The sequence below is a fragment of the Bradyrhizobium sp. ISRA430 genome, assembly GCF_029909975.1.
In the GTDB taxonomy this organism is placed as follows: Bacteria; Pseudomonadota; Alphaproteobacteria; order Rhizobiales; family Xanthobacteraceae; genus Bradyrhizobium.
In genome coordinates, this window is the sequence record NZ_CP094516.1 from 5,664,717 (window position 1) to 5,687,165 (window position 22,449).

A 22,449-nucleotide genomic window follows, 5' to 3' on the forward strand; every position below is an offset into this window, starting at 1 on the left:
CTTTTTCGAACTGAGTCATGCCCCGCGCAAGCGGGGCATCCAGTACGCCGTGGCGTCCGTCGTCGATGCGAACGTCCGGTTTGCTGGATCGCCCGCTTTTCGCGGGTGATGACATCTCAAATTCACGACCGCATTGGCGATCTCCTTAAGGAAAAGACCATGACTGAAATTCGTGTGCCGACGCTCGGCGAATCCGTCACCGAGGCCACCATCGGCCGCTGGTTCAAGAAGGCCGGCGATCCCGTCGCCGTCGACGAGCCCTTGGTGGAGCTCGAGACCGACAAGGTCACCATCGAAGTCCCCGCGCCGTCCGCCGGCACGCTGAGCGAGATCATCGCCGCTGATGGCGCTACCGTTGCGGTCGGCGCGCTGCTCGGACAAATCACCGACGGTGCCGGCGCCGCGAAGCCGGCAGCCGCGCCCGCCAAGCCCGCGGCTGCTGCGGCGGCCGCCGCGGCGGCGCCTGCTGCTGCGCCGGCCCCAAGCGCGCCCAAGGCGCCGCCGGCCGATGCCCCACTCGCGCCGTCCGTGCGCAAGCTCTCTGCCGAGACCGGTATCGACGCCTCGACCGTTCCGGGCTCCGGCAAGGACGGCCGCGTTACCAAGGGCGACATGCTTGCCGCAATCGAGCGTGCAGCTTCCGCGCCGACCCCGGTCAACCAGCCGGCCGCCGCCGTCCAGGTGCGCGCACCGTCGCCGGCCGATGACGCCGCCCGCGAAGAGCGCGTCAAGATGACCCGGCTGCGCCAGACCATCGCGCGCCGCCTGAAGGACGTGCAGAACACGGCCGCCATGCTCACGACCTTCAACGAGGTCGACATGACCAACGTCATGGCGCTGCGTGCACACTACAAGGACGCGTTCGAGAAGAAGCACGGTGCCAAGCTCGGCTTCATGGGCTTCTTCACCAAGGCCGTCGTGCAGGCCCTGAAGGACATTCCGGCCGTCAACGCCGAGATCGACGGAAGCGACCTGATCTACAAGAACTACTACCACATCGGCGTCGCCGTCGGCACCGACAAGGGTCTCGTCGTGCCCGTGGTGCGCGACTGCGACCACAAGTCGATCTCCGACATCGAGAAGAGCATCGCCGATTACGGCCGCCGCGCCCGCGACGGCCAGCTCAAGATCGACGAGATGCAGGGCGGCACCTTCACCATCACCAATGGTGGCATCTACGGTTCGCTGATGTCGACGCCGATCCTGAACGCACCGCAATCCGGCATCCTCGGCATGCACAAGATTCAGGAGCGGCCGATGGTCGTCGGCGGCAAGATCGAGGTCCGCCCGATGATGTATCTGGCGCTGTCCTACGATCACCGCGTGATCGACGGCAAGGAAGCCGTCACCTTCCTGGTTCGCGTCAAGGAGAGCCTGGAAGATCCGGCACGCCTGGTACTGGACCTCTGATTCCTGATGCCTTGAATGCGCCGTCGCCTGCGCAGGCGACGGCGTATGTGCAAAGATGGAGGCGAATGTGACGGATAAGGTTGCGATCATCACCGGCGGTAGCCGCGGCATCGGGCGGGCGACTGCGATCGCTGCGGCGGCGCGCGGCTTTCGCGTCGTCGTTGGCTATGCCAGCAATAAGCAGGCCGCGGACGAGGTCGTGGCCCGGATCGAGGCCAGCAACGGCAAGGCGATCGCGGTGAAATGCGATGTCGCCGAGGAAAGCGATATTCTCGCGCTGTTCAAGGCCGCCGATCAGTTCGGCACGTTGGGCGCCCTCGTCAACAATGGCGGTATTGTCGGCAAGAGTGGCGTGCGTGTCGACGAAATGTCGGCCGAGCGCATCCAACGTGTGATGGCGGTGAACGTCACCGGCTCGATCCTCTGCGCGCGCGAGGCGGTGAAGCGGATGTCGACCAAGCATGGTGGCAAGGGCGGCGTGATCGTCAACCTGTCGTCGGTCGCTGCCAAGCTCGGCTCGCCCAACACCTATGTCGACTATGCCGCCTCCAAGGGCGCGATCGATTCCTTCACCATCGGCCTCGGCTATGAGGTCGCCGGCGAAGGCATCCGCGTCGCGGGCATCCGCCCCGGTCTGATCGACACCGACATCCACGCCTCAGGCGGCGAGCCCGACCGCGCCCATCGTCTGGCCCATATGGTGCCGATGAAGCGCGTCGGCACCGCCGAGGAAATCGCCAACGCCATCGTCTGGCTGATGTCGGACGATGCCTCCTACGTCACCTCAGCCATTCTCGACGTGTCCGGCGGACGCTGACACGTCTTCTCACGCTTAACTTACGGGACTTCCTCTCATGGCTACCTACGATCTCGTCGTCATCGGCACCGGACCGGGCGGTTATGTCTGCGCGGTGCGCGCAAGCCAGCTCGGCATGAAAGTCGCCGTGGTGGAAAAGAACCCCACCCTCGGCGGCACCTGCCTCAATGTCGGCTGCATGCCCTCCAAGGCGCTGCTGCACGCCTCCGAGATGTTTGAGGAAGCCGGGCATTCCTTTGCCAAGATGGGCGTGTCGGTCCCGGCGCCGAAGCTCGACCTGCCGTCGATGATGAACTTCAAGCAGCAGGGCATCGACGGCAACGTCAAGGGCGTCGAATTCCTGATGAAGAAAAACAAGATCGACGTCTTGAAGGGCACCGGCAAGATCCTCGGCACCGGCAAGGTGGAAGTATCCGCCGACGGCAAGTCGCAGGTGATCGAGACCAAGAACATCGTCATCGCCACCGGGTCCGACATCGCGCGGCTGAAGGGCATCGAGATCGACGAGAAGCGCATCGTGTCGTCGACCGGCGCGCTGTCGCTGGAGAAGGTGCCGGGTAGGCTGCTGGTCATCGGCGCCGGCGTGATCGGGCTTGAGCTCGGCTCGGTGTGGCGCAGACTCGGGTCCGAAGTCATGGTCGTCGAATTCCTCGATCGCATCCTGCCCGGCATGGACGGCGAGGTCGCGAAGCAGTTTCAGCGCATGCTGGAGAAGCAGGGATTTGCATTCAAGCTCGGTTCGAAGGTCACCGGCGTCGAAGCGAACGGCAAGGCGCTGCTTGCGAAGATCGAGCCCGCTGCAGGCGGCGCGGCCGAGACCATCGAGGCCGATGTCGTTCTCGTCTGCATTGGCCGCGTGCCCTACACGGATGGGCTGGGCCTGAAGGAGGCCGGCGTCGCGCTCGACAATCGTGGCCGCGTGCAGATCGACCCGCATTTCGCCACCAGCCTCAAGGGCGTCTACGCCATCGGCGACGTTGTCGCCGGTCCGATGCTCGCGCACAAGGCCGAGGATGAAGGCGTTGCTGTCGCGGAGATACTCGCGGGCCAGGCCGGCCACGTGAACTACGACGTTATCCCGGGCGTCGTGTATACCACGCCGGAAGTGTCCGCCGTCGGCAAGACCGAGGAGGAGCTGAAGCAGGCGGGCGTCGCTTATACCGTCGGGAAGTTTCCCTTTACCGCCAACGGCCGCTCCAAGGTCAACCAGACCACGGACGGCTTTGTGAAGATTCTCGCAGATGCGAGGACCGATCGTGTGCTCGGCGTGCACATTGTCGGCCGCGAAGCCGGCGAAATGATCCATGAAGCGGCCGTTCTCATGGAGTTCGGCGGTAGCGCGGAAGATCTTGCCCGCACCTGCCATGCACATCCGACCCGGTCGGAAGCCATCAAGGAAGCCGCGCTTGCGGTCGGCAAGCGGGCCATCCATATGTAGGCAACGCCCCGAGCTGAATCGGGCGGGACAACACATGCTGCGCCGCCTCCTTCAACCGGTCTGGGTCCTGCTGGCGATCATCTTCCTGATCGAAGCCTGGCTATGGGACCATCTCGAGCCGATTGTTGCGCGGGTTGTCGCAGCCATCCCGCTCGCCCGGTTCAAGCAATGGCTGACGGAGCGCGTTGATGCGCTGTCGCCGGCCATGACGCTGATCGTGTTCGCCGTGCCGATCATTCCGCTGTTTCCGCTCAAGCTGGTCGGGCTGTGGCTGCTCACGCACGAATATTGGTTCAGTGCTGCCTTCACCATCCTGTTCGCGAAGATGCTCGGCGTCGGTGTCACGGCCTTCGTCTTCGATGTGACGCGCGACAAGCTTCTGGAGATGCCGTGGTTCGAGCGGCTCTATGAGCTCGTCTTGAAACTGCGCGCCAAGGCCGCCGAGCTCGTCAATCCGATCAAGCAGCGCATCAAGGACGTCATCACCGGCAACGGCGAAGGCTGGTCCTCCCGCACGCTCCGCCTGATCCAGCGTTTCCGCAAGAGCGTTCACGAAGCGCGCTGAGCGCAGCGACGATCAACATCGCGGTCATTGCCCGCCTTGTGCGCAATTGCGCACTGGGGCGGGCAATCCAGTATTCCAGAGGCAGCGAGGATTGAATCGAGAAGCCGCGGCGTACTGGATGCCCCGCCTTCGCGGGGCATGACATCGTCGATGTGACGGCTTTACGCGCCGCCTCAACCCATCAATGCAAATGCAACAGATGCGGCCACCACAGGCCGAGCCCGGTCATGACGAGGCCGGCGAGCGTCAGAATGCCGCTGACATAGGCGAGCGCGAGCATGCCGGTGATGATGGTGGCCGAGGCCAGCACGATGCCGATCTGGAAAGCGGCGGACGCAAGCTCGAAGTGGTGGTATTTCGCCGTGGCCTCGTCGCGCTCATGCTCGGCGTGCTTGGCCTTCTCGGCGAGCTGTTCGGTGCCTTCGCCGGTCTCGGGCTCGGAGCGGTAGCGCGCCGCAGTCTTCTGCCAGTCGTCGATCTGCTTCTGGATCGCGGCCTTGATGCCGTCGTCGGTCGCAGATCCCAGCGCGAGCTTGCCCTGCTCGGCCGCGGTCTGCACGACGGTGCGTCGAATGCTCTTGGCCTGGAAGAAGGCCCAGAGGTTGGCCGCTTCGACGTTCTTGCTGATCGCTTCGGTCTGCGCACCCTTGCCGAGCGTCTCCGAGATCGCCAGGAACAGCGCCAGCACGGCAATCAGCAGAGCGATCTTCCGGTTCTCGCCGGACGCGTGTTCGGCGTGCTCGGCATGCTCCATGCTTTCATGTGCGCTCATATTTCCCTCCTGGTGTCGCCCGCTACGATTGACCGAACAGCGAGAACCGCGCAAGGGGCAAGCGCGTTATGACAGCCTCGTGTCAGCTTTCATCGCCGCGGATGCGCGCTGGCATAGACTTCGAGCAGACGCTCGGAATCGATGCCGGTATAGACCTGCGTGGTCGAGAGCGAGGAATGGCCGAGCAATTCCTGGATTGCGCGCAGGTCACCGCCGCGTGACAGAAGATGCGTGGCGAAGGAATGTCTGAGTGCGTGCGGCGTCGCGCTGTCAGGCAGACCGAGCGCGCCGCGCAGCCGCTCCATCGCGAGCTGGATGATGCGTGGGCTCAGCGGGCCGCCGCGCGCGCCGACGAAGATCGGGCCTTCGGGGGGCAGCGGATGCGGGCACATCGCGACGTATTCGTCGATCAGCGCCAGCACGTTTTGTAGCACCGGCACCATGCGTGTCTTGTTGCCCTTGCCGGTGACGACCAGCACGTCGCCTTCGCCGGGCCGCGGTACCTCGCGGCGCTTCAGGCCCAGCGCCTCGGAGATGCGCAGGCCGGAGCCGTAGAGCAGCGCCATCACCGCGGCGTCGCGGACCAGGATCCAGGTCTCGCGCTCCTCGCCGGCGCGCTCGTCGGCATCCGCGAGGCGTTTTGCCGACGCCATCGGCAGCGGCTTGGGCAGGCTTTTCGCCACCTTCGGCGCACGGATCGCCGATAGTGCTCCGACCTTGCCCTTGCCTTCGCGCTCGAGGAAGCGGCCAAAGGAGCGCAGGCCCGCCAGCGCCCGCATCAGCGATCGGCCGGACACATCGTCAGCGCGGCGCATCGCCATAAAGGCGCGCACGTCGGTTGCCTCTAACGCGGCAAAGCGTGCCAGCGTCACGCGTTCGCCCCAATGGGTGCAGAGGAAATCCAGGCACTGACGCAAGTCGCGGGCATAGGCCTCCAGCGTCTTCGGCGATAGCCGCCGCTCGGCGCCGAGATGCGACAGCCAGCGGGTCATCTCCCGTGTGACCGTCGCATCGGCGCTCGGCAGCTCGATCTGTGGTGCGGCGGCTTTGCTCATGGCTCTGGACGTGATGATTCCGCACAGTATATCGCATCACACCCGTTTATCGTTCGCTAAGGACGCCCGGCGGCGCTAGCCTGACGATCCAGAGTTCCGATTCTCCACCCAAGATCTCCGTCCAAGATCTCCATTCAAGACCATTCATGGATCATTCGCCGCGCAACAGCACCGCCTCAGCCAGCGCGACCCGCATGGTCGACGTGCTGGTGCCAGTTGCGCTCGACCAGACCTATTCCTACCGCGTGCCGCGCGGCATGGAGCTGAAGGCGGGCGATCTCGTCGGCGTGCCGCTCGGCCCGCGCGAGGTGCTTGCGGTGGTCTGGGCGGAAAATGCCAATCCCGATCCGCGCCTGCACAACCGCCTGAAGGACGTCAGCGAGAAGCTCGATCTGCCGCCGCTCAGGAGCGAGTTGCGTTCGGTGGTCGACTGGGTCGCCAACTACACGCTGAGCCCGCGCGGCATGGTGCTGCGCATGTGCCTGCGCATGGGCGAGAACCTCGGACCTGAGCGCGTGCGTGCCGGCGTGCGCCTGATCGGCGACCCGCCGAAGCGGCTGACGCCGGCGCGGCGACGGGTGATCGAGGTGCTGTCGGACGGGCTGCTGCACGGCAAGTCCGAGGCCGCCAAGGAGGCGGGCGTCTCGGCCGGCGTGATCGACGGTCTGGTCGATGAAGGCACATTGGTGGTCGAGCCAATGCCGCCGCCTCCGCCGCCGCCTGCACCCGATCCGGCCTATGGCCGGCCGGATTTTTCGCCGCTGCAGCGTGCCGCAGTGGATGCGATGCGCGCACTCGCCGCGAACGGCACGTTTCATGTCGCGCTCATCGACGGCGTTACCGGCTCCGGCAAGACCGAGGTCTATTTCGAGGCGGTTGCGGAGACCATCCGGCGCGGCAAGCAATCGCTGATCTTGATGCCGGAGATCGCGCTGACCGGCCAGTTCCTCGATCGTTTTGCGCAGCGTTTTGGCGTGCGCCCGCTGGAATGGCATTCCGAGCTCACCCCCCGCACCCGCGCGCGCAACTGGGCGGCGATCTCCGAAGGAAGTGCGCCGGTGGTGGTCGGCGCGCGCTCGGCGCTGTTTCTCCCTTACGCCAATCTCGGGCTGATCGTGGTCGATGAAGAGCACGACCAGGCCTACAAGCAGGATGACGGCGTGCACTATCACGCTCGCGACATGGCGGTGGTACGGGCGCATATCGCAAAGATTCCGATCGTGCTGGCCTCCGCGACACCCTCGGTCGAGTCCGAGGTCAACGCCCGCAAGAATCGCTATCAGCGCGTCGCGCTGCCCTCGCGCTTCGGCGGCCAGCACATGCCGCACATCGAGGCGATCGATCTACGCCGCGAGCCGCCCGCGCGCGGCCGCTTCATCTCGCCGCGGCTCGCCGGCGAGATCAGGACCGCGATCGAGCGGCGCGAGCAGGCGCTTCTGTTCCTCAATCGCCGCGGTTATGCGCCGCTGACCCTGTGCCGCACCTGCGGCCACCGCTTCGCCTGCACCATCTGCGACGCCTGGCTGGTCGATCATCGCTTCCGCCAGCGGCTCGTCTGTCATCACTGCGGCTTCTCGATGCCGCGCCCGCATATCTGTCCGAACTGTTCGGCGGAAGAATCGCTGGTCGCAGTTGGGCCCGGCGTCGAGCGCTTGCAGGAGGAGGCGGCCGCGCTGTTCCCGGAGGCGCGCACCATGGTGCTGTCGAGCGATCTCATCACCTCGATCGAGACGATGCGATCCGAACTTGCCGAGATCGCGGAGGGGCGTGTCGACATCATCATCGGGACGCAGCTCGTCGCCAAGGGTCATAATTTCCCGCGGCTCAATCTGGTCGGCGTGGTCGATGCGGATCTGGGCCTCAGCAATGGCGATCCGCGCGCGGCGGAGCGCACCTGGCAATTGCTCAACCAGGTGATCGGCCGCGCCGGGCGCGAGCAGGGCCGCGGCGTCGGCTATCTCCAGACCCACCAGCCCGACCATCCCGTGATGAAGGCGCTGATCGCCTGCGACCGCGAGGCCTTCTACGATAGCGAGATCGAGCTGCGCGAGCGCACGCTCTATCCGCCGTTCGGACGGCTCGCGAGCCTGATCATTTCCGCAGGCGATCGCCCGAGCGCCGAAGGCTTTGGGCGCAGGCTGGTTGCGCTCGCGCCGCGCGACGAGCGCGTGCAGGTCTTGGGGCCTGCGGAAGCCCCGCTCGCCGTGATCAAGGGCCGCTACCGCTTCCGCATCCTGGTGAAGTCGGCGCGCGGTTTCGACCTGTCCGACTATTTGCGCAACTGGCTCGCCGTCAGCCCGAAGCCGAAGGGCAATTTGAAGCTCGAGGTCGACGTCGATCCGCAGAGCTTTTTGTAGAGACAGGCCCTATCCCCGTCATTGCGAGCGAAGCGAAGCAATCCAGAATCTTTCCGCGGTGACAGTCTGGATAGCCTCGTCGCTGCGTTCCTCGCAATGACGGGCGCAATAAAAAGCCCGCCGTCCCCCAAGGCGGCGGGCTTGTTCACGAGCGCATCAAGCGGCTCACGTCCTTGCGAACGGTGACGAGTGTTGCGCTTGTGATGAGAGGCGCTGGTCGTGCGCCTTTAGGAGACGACTTCAGCGGTGACGCGGCCGACGCCGGCACCCGTGAGGCCGATGGCGCGGGCGGCGCCCGTGGAGAGGTCGAGGACACGGCCGCGAATGAACGGGCCGCGGTCATTGATGGTGACGATGACGCTGCGGCCGCCATGGGTCACGCGCAGCTTGGTGCCGAACGGCAGCGAACGGTGCGCCGCGGTCATGGCGTTCTGGTTGAAGCGCTGGCCCGAGGCGGTCCGGCTGCCGGACTCGTTGCCGTAGAACGAAGCCATGCCGGCGAAGCTGTGCCCCGTGCCGGACGTCGGGTTCATCGACGCGTTGGCATTGCGCCACTCCGAATTGGTCTCGGCCTGAGCGTCGTGGCGATGATGGTGGTGGTAGCGGTGATGCCTGGATTTGGCGGATGCCTCGGTGGCAGTTCCACCGATGAGGAGAGTTGCGGCGACGAAAGCAATCGCCGTGTTCGGCCGGGTTACGTACCCCAGCGTCTTCAATGACAGCATTTAGTGATCCCTGCGCTAGTATTGCCACATATGTGGCCAGTGGAGCCCCCGTCACTCTGTGAGCGGTTTGGCGTTTCGTTTCGCAATGCGGCGTGAATTGGGCAGTAGTTCCGCTATACGTGCGATTGAAACATCTTGTTACTCGAACCGATATTCGAGGAATGTTCCGTAATCTTCGGCTTTAACGATTAATTAACCTCATCAATACTTACAAATACTGTAAAACGAAGTCATTGCTCCCGACGTTTAGAATTGGATAAGTATTCGGCGAGTGAAGCGAGGAACCGTAGATTCACGGCTCTGCGAGCCGTGTTCATGGCGGCTATGCGCTGAGGGCAGGAACGAAACGGGCTGTGGCTGCGCCAGGGCCGTCATCGATTCCGTGCTGTGGCAGGTCGGGGTCGCGGCATCGTGACGTGCGACGAACTGGCGAAGGAAGGCAGTGCCTTTAATTTGGCGTCATGTTGCACCTGCGCGCCTGCCATGCTAGCAAAGCCGCGATTTTACCGAACCCGGCACTTCCTGTGCCGGTCGAAAATCGAAGTCCCGCTTGAATTCCAAGGGCTTGGATCGCTAGGCGCCGCTTCGTGGCGACGGTTTTTCCCTTGCGAATTTGACAGCTAAAAGAGCGCGTCTGTGGCTGCAGAAGATACGTCCGTTTCAGGTGTGTCCGGCCGTTATGCAACGGCATTGTTTGAACTGGCTCGCGACCAGAACGTGGTCGATGAGGTCAAGGCCGATCTCGACAGGTTTGAGGCCTTGCTGAATGAGAGTGCTGATCTGAAGCGCCTCGTCCGCAGCCCGGTCTTCGCCGCCGAGGCCCAGTCCAAGGCGCTGTCGGCCGTGCTGGACAAGGCCGGGATCGCAGGCATTTCCGCCAATTTCCTCAAGGTGCTGACCGCCAACCGCCGCCTGTTCGCGGTGGCCGACGTCATTCGTGCCTATCGCGGCCTCGTCGCCAAGTTCAAAGGCGAGACGACGGCCGACGTCACCGTGGCGGAAGCTCTCTCGGACAAGAATCTCGACGCCCTCAAGGTTGCCCTGAAGTCGGTGACCGGCAAGGACGTCGCGCTGAACGTGAAAGTCGATCCATCGATCATCGGCGGCCTCGTGGTCAAGCTGGGCAGCCGCATGGTTGATGGTTCACTTCGCACCAAACTCAATTCGATCAAGCACGCGATGAAAGAGGCAGGCTGATGGACATCCGCGCCGCGGAAATTTCCGCGATCCTCAAGGACCAGATCAAAAATTTCGGCCAGGAAGCTGAAGTCTCCGAAGTCGGGCAGGTGCTGTCCGTTGGTGACGGTATCGCCCGCGTCTACGGTCTGGACAACGTCCAGGCCGGTGAAATGGTCGAGTTCGAGAACGGCACCCGCGGCATGGCGCTGAACCTCGAAACCGACAACGTCGGCGTCGTTATTTTCGGTGCCGACCGCGAGATCAAGGAAGGCCAGACCGTCAAGCGCACCCGCGCCATCGTGGACGCGCCGGTCGGCAAGGGCCTGCTCGGCCGCGTCGTCGACGCGCTCGGCAATCCGATCGACGGCAAGGGGCCGATCCAGGCCGACAAGCGTATGCGCGTCGACGTCAAGGCGCCCGGCATCATTCCGCGCAAGTCGGTGAGTGAGCCGATGGCGACCGGCCTCAAGGCGATCGACGCCTTGATCCCGATCGGCCGTGGCCAGCGCGAGCTGATCATCGGCGACCGTCAGACCGGCAAGACCGCGATCGCGCTCGACACTATCCTGAATCAGAAGCCGCTCAACGCGCAGCCCGACGAGAACATCAAGCTGTATTGCGTCTACGTCGCGATCGGCCAGAAGCGTTCGACCGTCGCCCAGTTCGTGAAGGTGCTGGAAGAGCAGGGCGCGCTGGAATACTCGATCGTCGTCGCTGCGACCGCTTCGGATCCGGCGCCGATGCAGTACATCGCCCCGTTCACCGGCTGCACCATGGGCGAGTACTTCCGCGACAACGGCATGCACGCGGTCATCATCTATGACGACTTGTCCAAGCAGGCCGTCGCCTACCGCCAGATGTCGCTGTTGCTGCGCCGTCCGCCGGGGCGCGAAGCCTATCCGGGCGACGTGTTCTATCTGCACTCCCGCCTGCTCGAGCGCGCCGCGAAGCTCAACAAGGACCAGGGTTCGGGCTCGCTGACGGCGCTGCCGGTCATCGAAACCCAGGCCAACGACGTGTCGGCCTACATCCCGACCAACGTCATCTCGATCACCGACGGCCAGATCTTCCTGGAGACCGATCTGTTCTTCCAGGGCATCCGTCCCGCCGTGAACGTCGGTCTGTCGGTGTCGCGCGTCGGCTCCTCGGCGCAGACCAAGGCCACCAAGAAGGTCGCCGGCAAGATCAAGGGCGAGCTCGCGCAGTACCGCGAAATGGCGGCCTTCGCGCAGTTCGGCTCCGACCTCGACGCCTCGACCCAGCGCCTGCTCAACCGCGGCTCGCGCCTGACCGAGCTTCTGAAGCAGCCGCAGTTCGCGCCGCTGAAGATGGAAGAGCAGGTCTGCGTGATCTGGGCCGGCACCAACGGCTATCTCGATCCGCTTCCGCTCAACAAGATCAAGGCGTTCGAGGACGGTCTGCTGTCGCTCCTGCGCGGCAAGAACGTCGATATCCTCAACGCGATCCGCGACAGCCGCGATCTGTCCGACGACACCGCTGCCAAGCTGAAGTCGGCGGTCGAGGGCTTCGCCAAGACCTTCGCTTAACAGGGCCGTCATGGCCGGGCGAAAGCGCGAAGCGCGTCTTCGCACTTGATGTCCCGGCCATCCACGCAGCACTGCGTGGAAGACGAGACGTGGATGCCCGGCACAAGGCCGGGCATGACGAATGGATAGGGTTGCGGTCGGGTCAAAAGACCAGATCGCCGGGGTGAACGAAGAATGGCGTCACTTAAAGACATGCGGGTCCGCATCGCCTCCACCAAGGCGACGCAAAAGATCACCAAGGCGATGCAGATGGTCGCGGCCTCGAAACTGCGCCGCGCGCAGAGCGCCGCCGAAGCTGCTCGTCCCTATGCCGACAAGATGAGCGCGGTGATCGGCAATATTGCGAGCGCGGCCGTGGGTTCGCCCGGCGCGCCGGCGCTTCTGGCCGGCACCGGCAGGGATCAGGTGCATCTGCTGCTGGTCTGCACCGGCGAGCGCGGCCTGTCCGGCGCCTTCAACTCCTCGATCGTTCGTCTGGCGCGCGAGCGCGCGCTGGCGCTGATGAACGAGGGCAAGGAGGTCAAATTCTTCTGCGTCGGCCGCAAGGGCTATGAGCAGCTCCGCCGCCAGTTCGAAAAGCAGATCGTCGAGCACATCGATCTGCGCAGCGTCCGCCAGCTCGGCTTCGTCAACGCCGAGGACATCGCCAAGAAGGTACTGGCCCGATTCGATGCCGGCGAGTTCGACGTCTGCACGCTGTTCTATTCGCGCTTCCGCTCGGTGATCGCGCAGATCCCGACCGCCCAGCAGATCATTCCGCTGGTCGTCGAGGAGGGCGCTGTCGCCAGCACGACGTCTTACGAATACGAGCCGGAGGAGGACGAGATCCTCACCCGCCTCTTGCCGCGCAACCTCGCGGTCCAGATCTTCCGCGCGCTGCTGGAGAACAATGCCTCGTTCTACGGTGCGCAGATGAGCGCGATGGACAACGCGACGCGCAACGCCGGTGAAATGATCCGCAAGCAGACGCTGGTCTACAACCGCACGCGTCAGGCCCAGATCACCAAGGAACTCATCGAAATCATCTCCGGCGCAGAAGCAGTCTGACCGGAAGCGAAATTCGGATCGAAGGAGACAGTAAATGGCTACAGCAGCCAACCAGATCGGTCGCGTTACCCAGGTCATGGGCGCCGTCGTCGACGTGCAGTTCGAAGGCCACCTGCCGGCCATTCTCAACTCGCTGGAGACCAAGAACGGCAACAACCGCCTGGTGCTGGAAGTCGCGCAGCACCTCGGCGAGTCGACCGTCCGCACGATCGCGATGGATGCCACCGAAGGTCTGGTGCGCGGCCAGGAAGTTACCGACACCGGCAAGCCGATCTCGGTTCCCGTGGGTGACGGCACGCTGGGCCGCATCATGAACGTCATCGGCGAGCCGATCGACGAAGCCGGTCCGATCAAGTCCGAAGGCCTGCGCGCCATCCACCAGGAAGCGCCGACCTATACCGACCAGTCGACCGAAGCCGAGATTCTCGTCACCGGCATCAAGGTCGTCGATCTTCTTGCTCCGTACGCGAAGGGTGGCAAGATCGGCCTGTTCGGCGGCGCCGGCGTCGGCAAGACCGTGCTGATCCAGGAGCTGATCAACAACGTCGCGAAGGCGCACGGTGGTTACTCCGTGTTCGCCGGCGTCGGCGAGCGTACCCGCGAGGGCAACGACCTCTATCACGAGTTCATCGAGTCCAAGGTCAACGCCGATCCGCACAATCCGGATCCGAGCGTGAAGTCGAAGTGCGCGCTGGTGTTCGGCCAGATGAACGAGCCGCCGGGCGCCCGCGCCCGCGTCGGCCTCACGGGTCTCACCGTCGCCGAGCACTTCCGCGACCAGGGCCAGGACGTGCTGTTCTTCGTCGACAACATCTTCCGCTTCACCCAGGCGGGCTCGGAAGTGTCGGCGCTGCTCGGCCGCATTCCTTCGGCGGTGGGTTACCAGCCGACGCTCGCCACCGACATGGGCGCGCTGCAGGAGCGCATCACCACCACCAACAAGGGCTCGATCACCTCGGTGCAGGCCATCTACGTGCCGGCCGACGACTTGACCGACCCGGCGCCCGCGACCTCGTTCGCGCACTTGGACGCCACCACCGTGCTGTCGCGCGCGATCTCGGAAAAGGGCATCTACCCCGCGGTGGACCCGCTCGACTCGACCTCGCGCATGCTCTCGCCGCTCGTCGTCGGTGAGGAGCACTACCAGACCGCCCGCATGGTTCAGCAGGTGCTCCAGCGCTACAAGTCGCTCCAGGACATCATCGCCATTCTCGGCATGGACGAGCTTTCGGAAGAGGACAAGCTGACGGTGGCCCGCGCCCGCAAGATCGAGCGCTTCCTGTCGCAGCCGTTCCACGTCGCCGAAATCTTCACCGGCTCGCCCGGCAAGTTCGTCGAGCTCGCGGACACCATCAAGGGCTTCCGCGGCCTCTGCGAAGGCAAGTATGACCATCTGCCGGAAGCTGCCTTCTACATGGTCGGCACCATCGAAGAGGCGGTCGAGAAGGGCAAGAAGCTGGCTGCGGAAGCGGCCTAAGGGCGAATGGCGAGCAGGGAGTAGCGAGTAGTCTCGCTGCTCCAGCTCCATTCGCTATTCGCTACTCACCATTCGCAGGTTTCTTATGGCCACCTTCCACTTCGATCTCGTCTCTCCGGAAAAGCTCGCATTCTCGGGCGAGGTCGATCAGGTCGACATCCCCGGCGTCGAGGGTGACTTTGGCGTGCTGGCGGGTCATGCGCCGGTCGTGGCTGCGATCCGTCCAGGCATTCTCACCGTGACCACCGGCGGCAAGCACGAGAAGATCATCGTGCTCGGCGGTCTCGCCGAAATCTCCGAGAACCGCCTGACCGTGCTCGCCGACGTCGCGACCTCGCTGGCCGAGCTCGACCGCGCCCAGTTCGCCGAGACCATCTCGGAGATGGAAGAGGGCCTGAAGGAGAAGGAGGGCTCCGAACTGGACCAGGCGATCGAACGCCTCGACCACTTCAAGAGCATCCAGCACGAGCTCAACACGACGGCTATGCACTAAGCCCCGGGGCACCGCGCTCCGGGGCCGAACAAGAGATTTCTGAACAGAATCAGCGCTCGTCACTACCGTGGCGGGCGCTGAAACTTTGTTGCACCCTGCCGGCCGGGCCTCGGCCTGAAGGCCGCCGACGAGCAGACCGCCGTCAATGCGGCACTGGCTGACTGCGCCAAGCGCGCCAGCGATTGCCACGTCATCGCGATCGGCCCCTTCATGATGGGGCCGACGAACTATCGGCTAGCGTTGTGACTCCGACCGTCCATTCCGTCATTCCGGGGCCCGAGCGGAGCGAGGGAGCCGGAATCCATCGGGCCGTAGAGTACGTGGATGAATGGATTTCTCTGATGCGCAATTGCGCATCATAGCTCGCGACTTCGTCGCGCCCCGGAATGACATCGAGTCAATCAGAAGTCCCCGCAAGCGGGGGAGGTGAAGTGGCACCGGCGGACTCGCCGGTCTTATCTTGCGAACGCTGCGAACTGCTCCGCGACCGCGCGATACACCTCGCGCCGGAACGGCACGACGAGATCGGCGACGCGATCCAGAGCCTCCCAGCGCCACGCGTCGAACTCGGCGGGCTGGCCGTTGCGCGGCGTCAGCGGATCGATCTCCTCCTCGCGTCCGGTGAAGCGCAACGCGAACCATTTCTGGCGCTGGCCACGGAATTTCGCCAGCCGGTGGGTGTGAGGCCCGTCATAGGGCGGGAATTCGTAGGTGAACCAATCGGTCTCGCCGAGATAGTCGGCGCTGGTAACGCTGGTCTCTTCCCAGAGCTCGCGCAGCGCCGCGTCGCGCAGGTTCTCGCCTTCGTCGACGCCGCCCTGCGGCATCTGCCAGTCAAGGCCGGGCAAGATGATCTCGGGGCCATCGCCCTTGAACCGATGGCCGATCAGCACGCGGCCATCGGCGTTGAAGAGGGCGATCCCGACGTTGGGACGGTAGGGCTTTTGATTGGTCACTTGCAGATCCCTTGTCGTCATTCCGGGGCGCGCGGAGCGCGAGCTCGGAATCCATAACCACAGGCGGTCGTTGGTTGAAACCTCGTGGTCGATACCTGCCGCACGACTTCGCCCTGGGGTTATGGATCCCCGTGCCAGTGCGCAATTGCGCACAAGGCGGGGATGACAAGCGAGAGCGCGGCGACCGGTAAGCCGATCACTCATCCGCCAGCGCGGAAAATTCCTTCACCACGCGCTCGTAGACCGGGCGCTTGAACGGGATGATCAGCCCGGGAAGGTTCTTCATCGGCTCCCAGCGCCAGGTCACGAACTCCGCCTTGTGGCCGCCACCGCCGGGATGTTCGACGTTGATCTCGCTGTCCTTGCCGGTGAAGCGCACCGCGTACCATTTCTGGCGCTGGCCGCGGTAGCGTCCCTTCCAGGCGCGGCCGGCGACCGTGCGCGGAATATCGTAGATCAGCCAGTCCGGAACCTCGCCGAGCCGCTCCACCGAGCGCACGCTGGTCTCCTCATAGAGCTCGCGCTTGGCGGCTTCCCAGGTGTCCTCGCCGGGATCGACGCCGCCTTGCGGCATCTGCCAGACATGTCCCTCGTCGACATGCTCGATGCCGCCTGCGCGGCGGCCGATGAAAACCAGCCCATTCTTGTTGATCAACATCACACCGACGCAGGTTCGGTAGGGCAGATCCTCGTAACGTGCCATTCCGCCAAACCTCTCGCATTCTGCCGGCAGGCATGCCGGACCGCCAAGACCCGCGCCGAACCAATTGATTGATTTAGCTGGATTTTGATTTCAGCATCGCGGTTGTCAATGGCACCAAAAGGATACCCCGGTCGCCCAGCGTCTTGATCCAGGCGCCGATCCGCTCGATCGAGACCGGAAGCGCCGAGGCGGTGCCGACGGCGATGCCGCGCTCGCGCGCGACCGATTCGAGCTTGTTCAGGGCGCGGTCGATCTCGGTCGGGGTCGGCACCGCGTCGAGGGCGATATCGCCCTTGCCGAACGGCATCGACTGGCCGGCTGCAGCCTGGGGCGCGATGCTGCGCGGCGAGGAGCCGTCGTCGAAGAACCCGAGCCCGCGCTTGGCCGCCTCGCGGATGATCGGCTGCATCGCCGCGTCCGTCGCGACGAATCGCGCGCCCATGAAATTGGTGATGCCGGCATAGCCCTGCATCCGGCTCAGATGCCAATACAGGCGGTCGAGATTCTGGTCCTGGCTAAGCGAAGTCAGCAGGGTCTGCGGCCCCGGGTCATTGTCGGGAAAGTCGTAGGGCTCCATCGGGATCTGCAGGAATATCTCGTGGCGCTGCGCGCGCGCGCGTTCGGCGAGCTTGCCGGGATCTGAACCATAGGGCGTGAAAGCCAACGTCACCGCCGACGGCAGCTTCATGATCGCATCGGTGGTCTTGGCCGCGCCGACGCCGAGGCCACCGATCACGATCGCGACCACCGGCATCTTGGCGGCCTTGGCGCGGTCGGCATCCGCCGCATAGACGTTGAACGGTTTCACTCCGTCAGCAACGACCGGAATCATGCCGTAGCGCGATTTCTCCAAGAGCTTCTGGTCGATCCCGGCCATGACGGGCGGCGGGGCGGACGCCGCGCCCTTGTCGCCCGCGTCGTCGCCACCGCCGATCACCACGTCGTGGCGTGTGCCGGTGGAGCCGTCGATCATGGTGACGGTCTTCTGCTCGCCCGGGGCCTGCTTCGGTGCCTCCTTGGTCTCGTGCTTGCTCTCGTGTTTGTTTTCTTGGCTAGCGGTGGCCGGCGCAGGCTTGTCGTCGCTGGCTTTCGGATCGCGGATCGCGATCCGCGTCATCGGCTCGCCGCCGAGCGGATCCTTGTTGAAGATGGCGAAGCCGGCAAAGGTCACCAGGAACAGGCCGAGCAGGACGGCCAAGGCCTGCATGAAGGTGAACGGCAGCCGCAGCCGGCGTTTCCGGCGCGGCGTATCCTGTCCGAGCGGGGCGCTCAGATCATCGGCCGTCTCAGTCATGCGCGATCCCGAATCACTCAAGCCGACGATACCACGCCGCGGTCAAGCGGCGGCAGGCCGGGATTGGCCGGGGGACGCGGTGAGGAAGTCCAAGCAAAAAGGGCAGCTCCAGGAGCCGCCCTTTTCGACAGTTATCGTGGTTGCCTTAGTTTGCCGGCTCAGTTCGCCGCTTTGGGCTTGTCGGCCGCGGCCTTGTCGCCGCCCGGAGCCGGCGCCGCCGAAGCGCTGTTCTTGATGCCGTGCAGGAGGTCGTCGGCCATCTTCAGCGCCTTGTCATCCTTGGCGTCCGGCGGGACGTAGGACTGCGAGCCGGTCTTCTCGTCGCCGTCGTTCTTCAGGTGCCCGCGCAGCGAGGCCTCGCCCTTGGTGTCGGTGCGCGACTTCAGCTCATCCGGCACGTCCTGCAGCACCTCGATGTCGGGCACGATGCCCTTGGCCTGGATCGACTTGCCCGACGGCGTGTAGTAGCGCGCCGTGGTCAGCCGCAGCGCGCCGTTGCCCGAGCCGAGCGGGATGATGGTCTGCACCGAGCCCTTGCCGAAGGAGCGCGTGCCTACGATGGTCGCGCGCTTGTGGTCCTGCAGCGCACCGGCGACGATTTCCGAGGCCGAGGCCGAGCCGCCGTTGATCAGCACGATCACCGGCTTGCCCTTGGTCAGGTCGCCCGCATGGGCGGTACGGCGCTGGGTCTCCTCGGCATTGCGGCCGCGGGTCGACACGATCTCGCCCTTCTCCAGGAAGGAGTCGGAGACGGTGACGGCTTCTTCCAAAAGGCCGCCCGGATTGTTGCGCAGGTCGATGATGAAGCCCTTCAGCTTGTCGCCGATCTGGTTGGAGAGGTTCGCAACCTCCTTCTTCAGACCTTCGGTGGTCTGCTCGTTGAAGGTGGTGATGCGGATATAGGCGATGTCGTCGGCCTCGACGCGCGCACGCACCGAGCGGACGCGAATGTTGTCGCGCACCAGCGTGACGTCGATCGGATTGTCCTGGCCCTTGCGGATGATCTTGAGCTTGATCTTGGTGTTGACGGGACCGCGCATCTTCTCGACCGCCTGGTTCAGGGTCAGTCCCTGTACCGCCTCGTCGTCGAGATTGGTGATGATGTCGTTGGCCATGATGCCGGCGCGCGAAGCCGGGGTGTCGTCGATCGGCGAGACCACCTTGATCAGGCCGTCCTCCATGGTGACCTCGATGCCGAGGCCGCCAAACTCGCCACGGGTCTGCACCTGCATGTCGCGGAAGCTCTTGGCGTCCATGTAGCTCGAATGCGGATCGAGGCCGGTGAGCATGCCGCTGATGGCGGACTCGATCAGCTTGGTGTCGTCGGGCTTCTCGACATAGTCGGAGCGCACGCGCTCGAAGACGTCACCGAACAAATTGAGCTGGCGATAGGTGTCCGCGGTTGCGGCCCGTGCGCTCGAGCCCATGAACACCGCGCGCGGCTGGGTCACGAACAGCGTCAGCGCCGCACCGGTGGCCGCGCTGAGAAGAATTACTGAAGTCTTGCGCATCATCCGCGAACCTTCTCGCCTTCATTTGCGGCCCACCATGGGCCTGGATCGATTGGAGTGCCGTCTTTGCGGAACTCGACATACAGCACAGGTTGACTCGCGTTAGTGGCGAGAATGGAGGCGACTTGGGATGTCGACCCCATGGTCGCGACCGGCTCCCCCGTGAGCACAAACTGTCCGATGTTGACCGAAATGCGCTCCATCCCGGCGATCAGGACATGATACCCGCCCCCGGCATTGAGGATCAAGAGTTGTCCATAGCTGCGGAAGGGGCCGGCATAGACCACCCAGCCGTCACACGGCGTCGTGACCTGGGAGCCGGGCCGGGTCGCCAACGAAATGCCCTTTTGCACGCCGCCGACACCGTCGGAACCGCCAAAGTCCCTGATCTTGTTACCGTTAACCGGTAAAGGCAGCAGGCCTTTGGCCGAAGCGAAGGCGATTGCCGGGCTCGTCCGGGAACGGTCCTTGAAAGCGGCCGGACCGGACTTGGCGCTGGCGGCCGCCGCGGCCTGCTTTGCGGCCTCAGCCGCCTTGGCGGCGCTTTGCAGGTCCTGCTCCATCTTGGCGATGAGGCCCTGGAGATCACCCACCTGCCTGGACAGTGCGATGGCGCGCGTCTTTTCGGCGTCGAAGTCCTTTTCCCGCGACGCCTGCTGGCGCTGCCGTTCGTCGACCAGGGCCGTGAGCCGGGTCTGGTCGTTGCGGATCTTGTCGCGGTCGACGGCGAGCTGATCGCGCTCGGTGGCGATGGCCTTGCGCAGATTGACGAGCTCGCCGAGTTCGCCTGCGAGTCTTTCGGCGCGGCCGCGCAATTCCGGCACCACCGCTCCGAGCAGCATGGCGGTGCGCAGTGATTGCAGCGCATCTTCGGGGCGGACCAAGAGCGCAGGCGGCGTGCGCCGGCCGGCGCGTTGCAGTGCGGCCAATACCTCGACGATGTCGGCGCGGCGCGAATCGAGCGAGGCGCGCATCTCCTGCTCGCGGCCGTTCAGGTTTTGCAACCGTGCCTCGGCCTCGTCGATCTTGGTCTCGATCGTGCGCACATTGGCGGCGGTATCGATCAACTGCTGATTGAGCTGCGTGCGATCCTGGCCAAGGGCGGTGATCTCGGCCTTGAGCTTGGCCTGAGCCTCCTCGGCACTTTTCTGCTGCGCGCGGGCGGCTTCCAGCTCCTGCTCGCGCTGCTTGATCGTGTCTGACGAGAGGGCCGCGGCCTGCGGTGCCGGCGTCGCCGTCTGGGCTTGCGCGAGGCTTGCGCCGGCGAAGCTCGCGATCAGCAACACAGTGAGGCTCGGCGCGCGCTGCATCAGTCTAGGAATCGTTTCGTCCGGGCGCGGATCACGCGCGGTGATAGGGATGGCCGGCCAGGATGGTTGCGGCCCGATAAAGCTGTTCCAGAATCATGATGCGGACCATTTGATGCGGCCAGGTCGCCGAGCCGAATGCGATCGCGAGCTTGGCCTTACGGCGCAATTCGGGCGAAAGTCCGTCCGCCCCTCCGATCACGAAGACAGTATGAGCGGCGCCCTCGTCGCGCCAGCGCCCGAGATTCCGCGCGAATACGGTGGACTCGAGATTTTGGCCGCGCTCGTCCAGCGCCACCAGGATCGACTTGTCCGGAATGTGCGCTGCGATCGCCGCGGCCTCTTCCGCCATTCGCGTCGCCGCATCGCGCGCGCGGCTTTCGGAAATTTCGTGGACGGTGAGCTCGCGAAAACCGAGCTTGCGGCCGACCTCGTCGAACCGCTCGAAATAGCGGTCCGCAAGTTCCCGCTCGGGGCCCTGCTTCAACCGGCCCACCGCAATGACAGCAACACGCATGACGTCTTCTAGCAGCCGCGTTTTCAGACCGCGCGCGCACCACGCGCGCGCACGACGCTAGCATGCGCGTCAGCCGATTCGAAATCGGCTCTTTAAGCCTCTAGATCGCCTTCGCCGCCCCAGGGCCCTGCGTGTACAATCTCTCGAGATTGTAGAACTCACGGACCTCGGGTCTGAACACGTGCACGATCACATCGCCGGAATCGATCAGCACCCAGTCGCAATTGGGCAAGCCCTCGACATGGATGTTCCTGATGCCGTTTTCCTTGAGGCCCTTCGTGACGTTGTCCGCGATCGCGCCAACGTGCCGGTTGACCCGGCCGGTGGTGACGATCATGTAGTCGGAGTACGTCGATTTGCCGCGAAGGTCGATGGTGACCGTCTCTTCCGCCTTCATATCCTCGAGGCGGGAGAGGATCAGGCTCAGCGTCTTGTCGGCGTCGGGTTGCGCCTTCAAGGCCGCAGCTTTGGTCGATGTTTTACGCGTCGGTTTCGCTACCTTGGGTAAAACAGACTTGGACAATACAGACGTGGCCAGGGACCATTCCTTTCACTGTATCGCGAACGCCGAATCCGACGCTCACCGGTTACACTACATCATGTGGGGTTAAGGGTTTCAATATGCCAGAGAGCCCTACCTGCACACTCCGTTCCAACTGTGTCTCACTTCGTACCTTTCCAGCTTCCGTCCGGGTTCCGCAGGCCGGTTGAGGACAGGCTCAGTTTCAACCCAGTGAGGAAGACCCAGGCCGGCGCCGGCCGATCTGCGAGCAATGCGGCCTCTGCCTCGGGCACGCGATAGCGCGCAAGCGCCTGGGCGGCGGGCGAAGCGAGGGCGCGAAAGCTCTGCGGCGGGCGATCGATGACTGCCATCGGCACCTGGGCGGCGATGCGCCGCCAGTCCTGCCAACGATGGAATTGAGCGAGATTGTCGGCGCCCATGATCCAGACGAAGCGCAAGCCGCTGAGGCGGCGGCGCAAGGTGTTGATCGTGTCGATAGTGTAGCGCGTACGGATGACGGTTTCGAGACAGCTCACCTCGATCCGCGGATCGCTCGCGACATCGCGTGCCGCCTGCATGCGCGCGCCGAGCTCATGCAGCGTGCCGTTCTCCTTGAGCGGATTGCCGGGCGTCACCAGCCACCACACGCGATCGAGCTGCAGGCGCTTGATCGCGAATTGGCTGATGGCGCGATGGGCCTGATGCGGCGGATTGAACGAGCCGCCGAGCAGGCCGATGCGCATGCCCTGCGTGTGGGGCGGGATCGCTTGCGCCAGG

At 64.5% G+C, this 22,449-nt stretch carries 21 protein-coding genes; 10 read left to right on the forward strand and 11 right to left on the reverse strand.

Annotated elements, in window-relative coordinates:
- The first annotated feature begins 159 nt into the window (after positions 1-159).
- The 4 genes from odhB to MTX21_RS26930 all read left to right on the forward strand — a co-directional run bounded on the left by odhB (position 160) and on the right by MTX21_RS26930 (position 4,230).
- Entirely contained in the window at positions 160-1,410 is a 1,251-nt protein-coding gene (gene odhB, locus MTX21_RS26915; RefSeq protein ID WP_280967685.1) for a 2-oxoglutarate dehydrogenase complex dihydrolipoyllysine-residue succinyltransferase, read from the forward strand.
- Positions 1,411-1,477: 67 nt separating this feature from the next.
- Positions 1,478-2,227, forward strand: coding sequence for an SDR family oxidoreductase (locus MTX21_RS26920; protein WP_280967686.1), 750 nt, complete (start codon positions 1,478-1,480; stop codon positions 2,225-2,227).
- Between the two features lie 37 nt (positions 2,228-2,264).
- Positions 2,265-3,665, forward strand: coding sequence for a dihydrolipoyl dehydrogenase (gene lpdA, locus MTX21_RS26925; protein ID WP_280967687.1), 1,401 nt, complete (start codon positions 2,265-2,267; stop codon positions 3,663-3,665).
- A gap of 34 nt (positions 3,666-3,699) precedes the next feature.
- Entirely contained in the window at positions 3,700-4,230 is a 531-nt protein-coding gene (locus tag MTX21_RS26930) for a hypothetical protein (protein ID WP_280967688.1), read from the forward strand.
- A gap of 181 nt (positions 4,231-4,411) precedes the next feature.
- On the opposite strand, the gene MTX21_RS26935 is transcribed toward MTX21_RS26930, so the two are convergent.
- Together MTX21_RS26935 and MTX21_RS26940 are read right to left on the reverse strand one after the other, a co-directional pair.
- Positions 4,412-5,002, reverse strand: a complete 591-nt coding sequence (locus MTX21_RS26935) for a DUF4337 domain-containing protein (RefSeq protein WP_280967689.1) — start codon at positions 5,000-5,002, stop codon at positions 4,412-4,414.
- An 89-nt stretch (positions 5,003-5,091) separates the two neighbouring features.
- Entirely contained in the window at positions 5,092-6,057 is a 966-nt protein-coding gene (locus MTX21_RS26940; RefSeq protein WP_280967690.1) for a tyrosine recombinase XerC, read from the reverse strand.
- A gap of 146 nt (positions 6,058-6,203) precedes the next feature.
- On the opposite strand from MTX21_RS26940, the gene MTX21_RS26945 reads away from it, so the two are divergent.
- A complete protein-coding gene (locus MTX21_RS26945) occupies positions 6,204-8,414 on the forward strand; it encodes a primosomal protein N' (RefSeq protein WP_280967691.1) in 2,211 nt (736 codons plus the stop codon).
- Between the two features lie 227 nt (positions 8,415-8,641).
- On the opposite strand, the gene MTX21_RS26950 is transcribed toward MTX21_RS26945, so the two are convergent.
- Positions 8,642-9,139, reverse strand: coding sequence for a septal ring lytic transglycosylase RlpA family protein (locus MTX21_RS26950; protein ID WP_280967692.1), 498 nt, complete (start codon positions 9,137-9,139; stop codon positions 8,642-8,644).
- Positions 9,140-9,775: 636 nt separating this feature from the next.
- Here MTX21_RS26950 and MTX21_RS26955 point away from each other — a divergent pair.
- The 5 genes from MTX21_RS26955 (at position 9,776) to MTX21_RS26975 (ending at position 14,882) form a co-directional block, all read left to right on the forward strand.
- On the forward strand, positions 9,776-10,336 hold the full coding sequence (locus tag MTX21_RS26955) for a F0F1 ATP synthase subunit delta (RefSeq protein ID WP_280967693.1): 561 nt from the start codon (positions 9,776-9,778) through the stop codon (positions 10,334-10,336).
- A complete protein-coding gene (atpA, locus tag MTX21_RS26960; RefSeq protein ID WP_280967694.1) occupies positions 10,336-11,865 on the forward strand; it encodes a F0F1 ATP synthase subunit alpha in 1,530 nt (509 codons plus the stop codon). The genes MTX21_RS26955 and atpA overlap by 1 nt, the downstream gene beginning before the upstream one ends.
- 174 nt (positions 11,866-12,039) lie before the next feature.
- Positions 12,040-12,912, forward strand: a complete 873-nt coding sequence (locus MTX21_RS26965; RefSeq protein ID WP_280967695.1) for a F0F1 ATP synthase subunit gamma — start codon at positions 12,040-12,042, stop codon at positions 12,910-12,912.
- Between the two features lie 34 nt (positions 12,913-12,946).
- Entirely contained in the window at positions 12,947-14,389 is a 1,443-nt protein-coding gene (gene atpD / locus MTX21_RS26970; RefSeq protein ID WP_280967696.1) for a F0F1 ATP synthase subunit beta, read from the forward strand.
- Between the two features lie 85 nt (positions 14,390-14,474).
- Positions 14,475-14,882, forward strand: a complete 408-nt coding sequence (locus tag MTX21_RS26975) for a F0F1 ATP synthase subunit epsilon (protein WP_280967697.1) — start codon at positions 14,475-14,477, stop codon at positions 14,880-14,882.
- A 455-nt stretch (positions 14,883-15,337) separates the two neighbouring features.
- On the opposite strand, the gene MTX21_RS26980 is transcribed toward MTX21_RS26975, so the two are convergent.
- The 8 genes from MTX21_RS26980 to MTX21_RS27015 form a co-directional block, all read right to left on the reverse strand.
- On the reverse strand, positions 15,338-15,838 hold the full coding sequence (locus MTX21_RS26980) for an RNA pyrophosphohydrolase (RefSeq protein WP_280967698.1): 501 nt from the start codon (positions 15,836-15,838) through the stop codon (positions 15,338-15,340).
- A 196-nt stretch (positions 15,839-16,034) separates the two neighbouring features.
- On the reverse strand, positions 16,035-16,541 hold the full coding sequence (locus MTX21_RS26985) for an RNA pyrophosphohydrolase (RefSeq protein ID WP_280967699.1): 507 nt from the start codon (positions 16,539-16,541) through the stop codon (positions 16,035-16,037).
- 73 nt (positions 16,542-16,614) lie between these two features.
- A complete protein-coding gene (locus MTX21_RS26990) occupies positions 16,615-17,835 on the reverse strand; it encodes a divergent polysaccharide deacetylase family protein (RefSeq protein WP_280967700.1) in 1,221 nt (406 codons plus the stop codon).
- A gap of 158 nt (positions 17,836-17,993) precedes the next feature.
- On the reverse strand, positions 17,994-19,349 hold the full coding sequence (locus tag MTX21_RS26995; RefSeq protein ID WP_280967701.1) for a S41 family peptidase: 1,356 nt from the start codon (positions 19,347-19,349) through the stop codon (positions 17,994-17,996).
- The gene (locus MTX21_RS27000) at positions 19,346-20,656 is read right to left on the reverse strand and encodes a peptidoglycan DD-metalloendopeptidase family protein (RefSeq protein WP_280967702.1); all 1,311 of its coding nucleotides are present in this window, start codon (positions 20,654-20,656) and stop codon (positions 19,346-19,348) included. Before MTX21_RS27000 ends, MTX21_RS26995 begins: the two co-directional genes overlap by 4 nt.
- 31 nt (positions 20,657-20,687) lie before the next feature.
- Positions 20,688-21,170: a 23S rRNA (pseudouridine(1915)-N(3))-methyltransferase RlmH gene (gene rlmH / locus MTX21_RS27005; protein WP_280967703.1), complete on the reverse strand. Its 483-nt coding sequence runs from the start codon at positions 21,168-21,170 to the stop codon at positions 20,688-20,690.
- A gap of 100 nt (positions 21,171-21,270) precedes the next feature.
- Entirely contained in the window at positions 21,271-21,627 is a 357-nt protein-coding gene (gene rsfS, locus MTX21_RS27010; protein WP_091893134.1) for a ribosome silencing factor, read from the reverse strand.
- A gap of 206 nt (positions 21,628-21,833) precedes the next feature.
- On the reverse strand, positions 21,834-22,436 hold the full coding sequence (locus MTX21_RS27015; protein ID WP_280971414.1) for a nicotinate-nucleotide adenylyltransferase: 603 nt from the start codon (positions 22,434-22,436) through the stop codon (positions 21,834-21,836).
- Between the last annotated feature and the right edge of the window lie 13 nt (positions 22,437-22,449).

Bases quoted from the DNA above. Each gene is read 5' to 3' on its own strand.
- odhB (WP_280967685.1), top strand. From the start codon at position 160: ATGACTGAAATTCGTGTGCCGACGCTCGGCGAATCCGTCACCGAGGCC.
- lpdA (WP_280967687.1), top strand. From the start codon at position 2,265: ATGGCTACCTACGATCTCGTCGTCATCGGCACCGGACCGGGCGGTTAT.
- MTX21_RS26930 (WP_280967688.1), top strand. From the start codon at position 3,700: ATGCTGCGCCGCCTCCTTCAACCGGTCTGGGTCCTGCTGGCGATCATC.
- MTX21_RS26935 (WP_280967689.1), bottom strand. From the start codon at position 5,002: ATGAGCGCACATGAAAGCATGGAGCATGCCGAGCACGCCGAACACGCG.
- MTX21_RS26940 (WP_280967690.1), bottom strand. From the start codon at position 6,057: ATGAGCAAAGCCGCCGCACCACAGATCGAGCTGCCGAGCGCCGATGCG.
- MTX21_RS26945 (WP_280967691.1), top strand. From the start codon at position 6,204: ATGGATCATTCGCCGCGCAACAGCACCGCCTCAGCCAGCGCGACCCGC.
- MTX21_RS26950 (WP_280967692.1), bottom strand. From the start codon at position 9,139: ATGCTGTCATTGAAGACGCTGGGGTACGTAACCCGGCCGAACACGGCG.
- atpA (WP_280967694.1), top strand. From the start codon at position 10,336: ATGGACATCCGCGCCGCGGAAATTTCCGCGATCCTCAAGGACCAGATC.
- MTX21_RS26965 (WP_280967695.1), top strand. From the start codon at position 12,040: ATGGCGTCACTTAAAGACATGCGGGTCCGCATCGCCTCCACCAAGGCG.
- atpD (WP_280967696.1), top strand. From the start codon at position 12,947: ATGGCTACAGCAGCCAACCAGATCGGTCGCGTTACCCAGGTCATGGGC.
- MTX21_RS26975 (WP_280967697.1), top strand. From the start codon at position 14,475: ATGGCCACCTTCCACTTCGATCTCGTCTCTCCGGAAAAGCTCGCATTC.
- MTX21_RS26985 (WP_280967699.1), bottom strand. From the start codon at position 16,541: ATGGCACGTTACGAGGATCTGCCCTACCGAACCTGCGTCGGTGTGATG.
- MTX21_RS26990 (WP_280967700.1), bottom strand. From the start codon at position 17,835: ATGACTGAGACGGCCGATGATCTGAGCGCCCCGCTCGGACAGGATACG.
- MTX21_RS26995 (WP_280967701.1), bottom strand. From the start codon at position 19,349: ATGATGCGCAAGACTTCAGTAATTCTTCTCAGCGCGGCCACCGGTGCG.
- MTX21_RS27000 (WP_280967702.1), bottom strand. From the start codon at position 20,656: ATGCAGCGCGCGCCGAGCCTCACTGTGTTGCTGATCGCGAGCTTCGCC.
- rlmH (WP_280967703.1), bottom strand. From the start codon at position 21,170: ATGCGTGTTGCTGTCATTGCGGTGGGCCGGTTGAAGCAGGGCCCCGAG.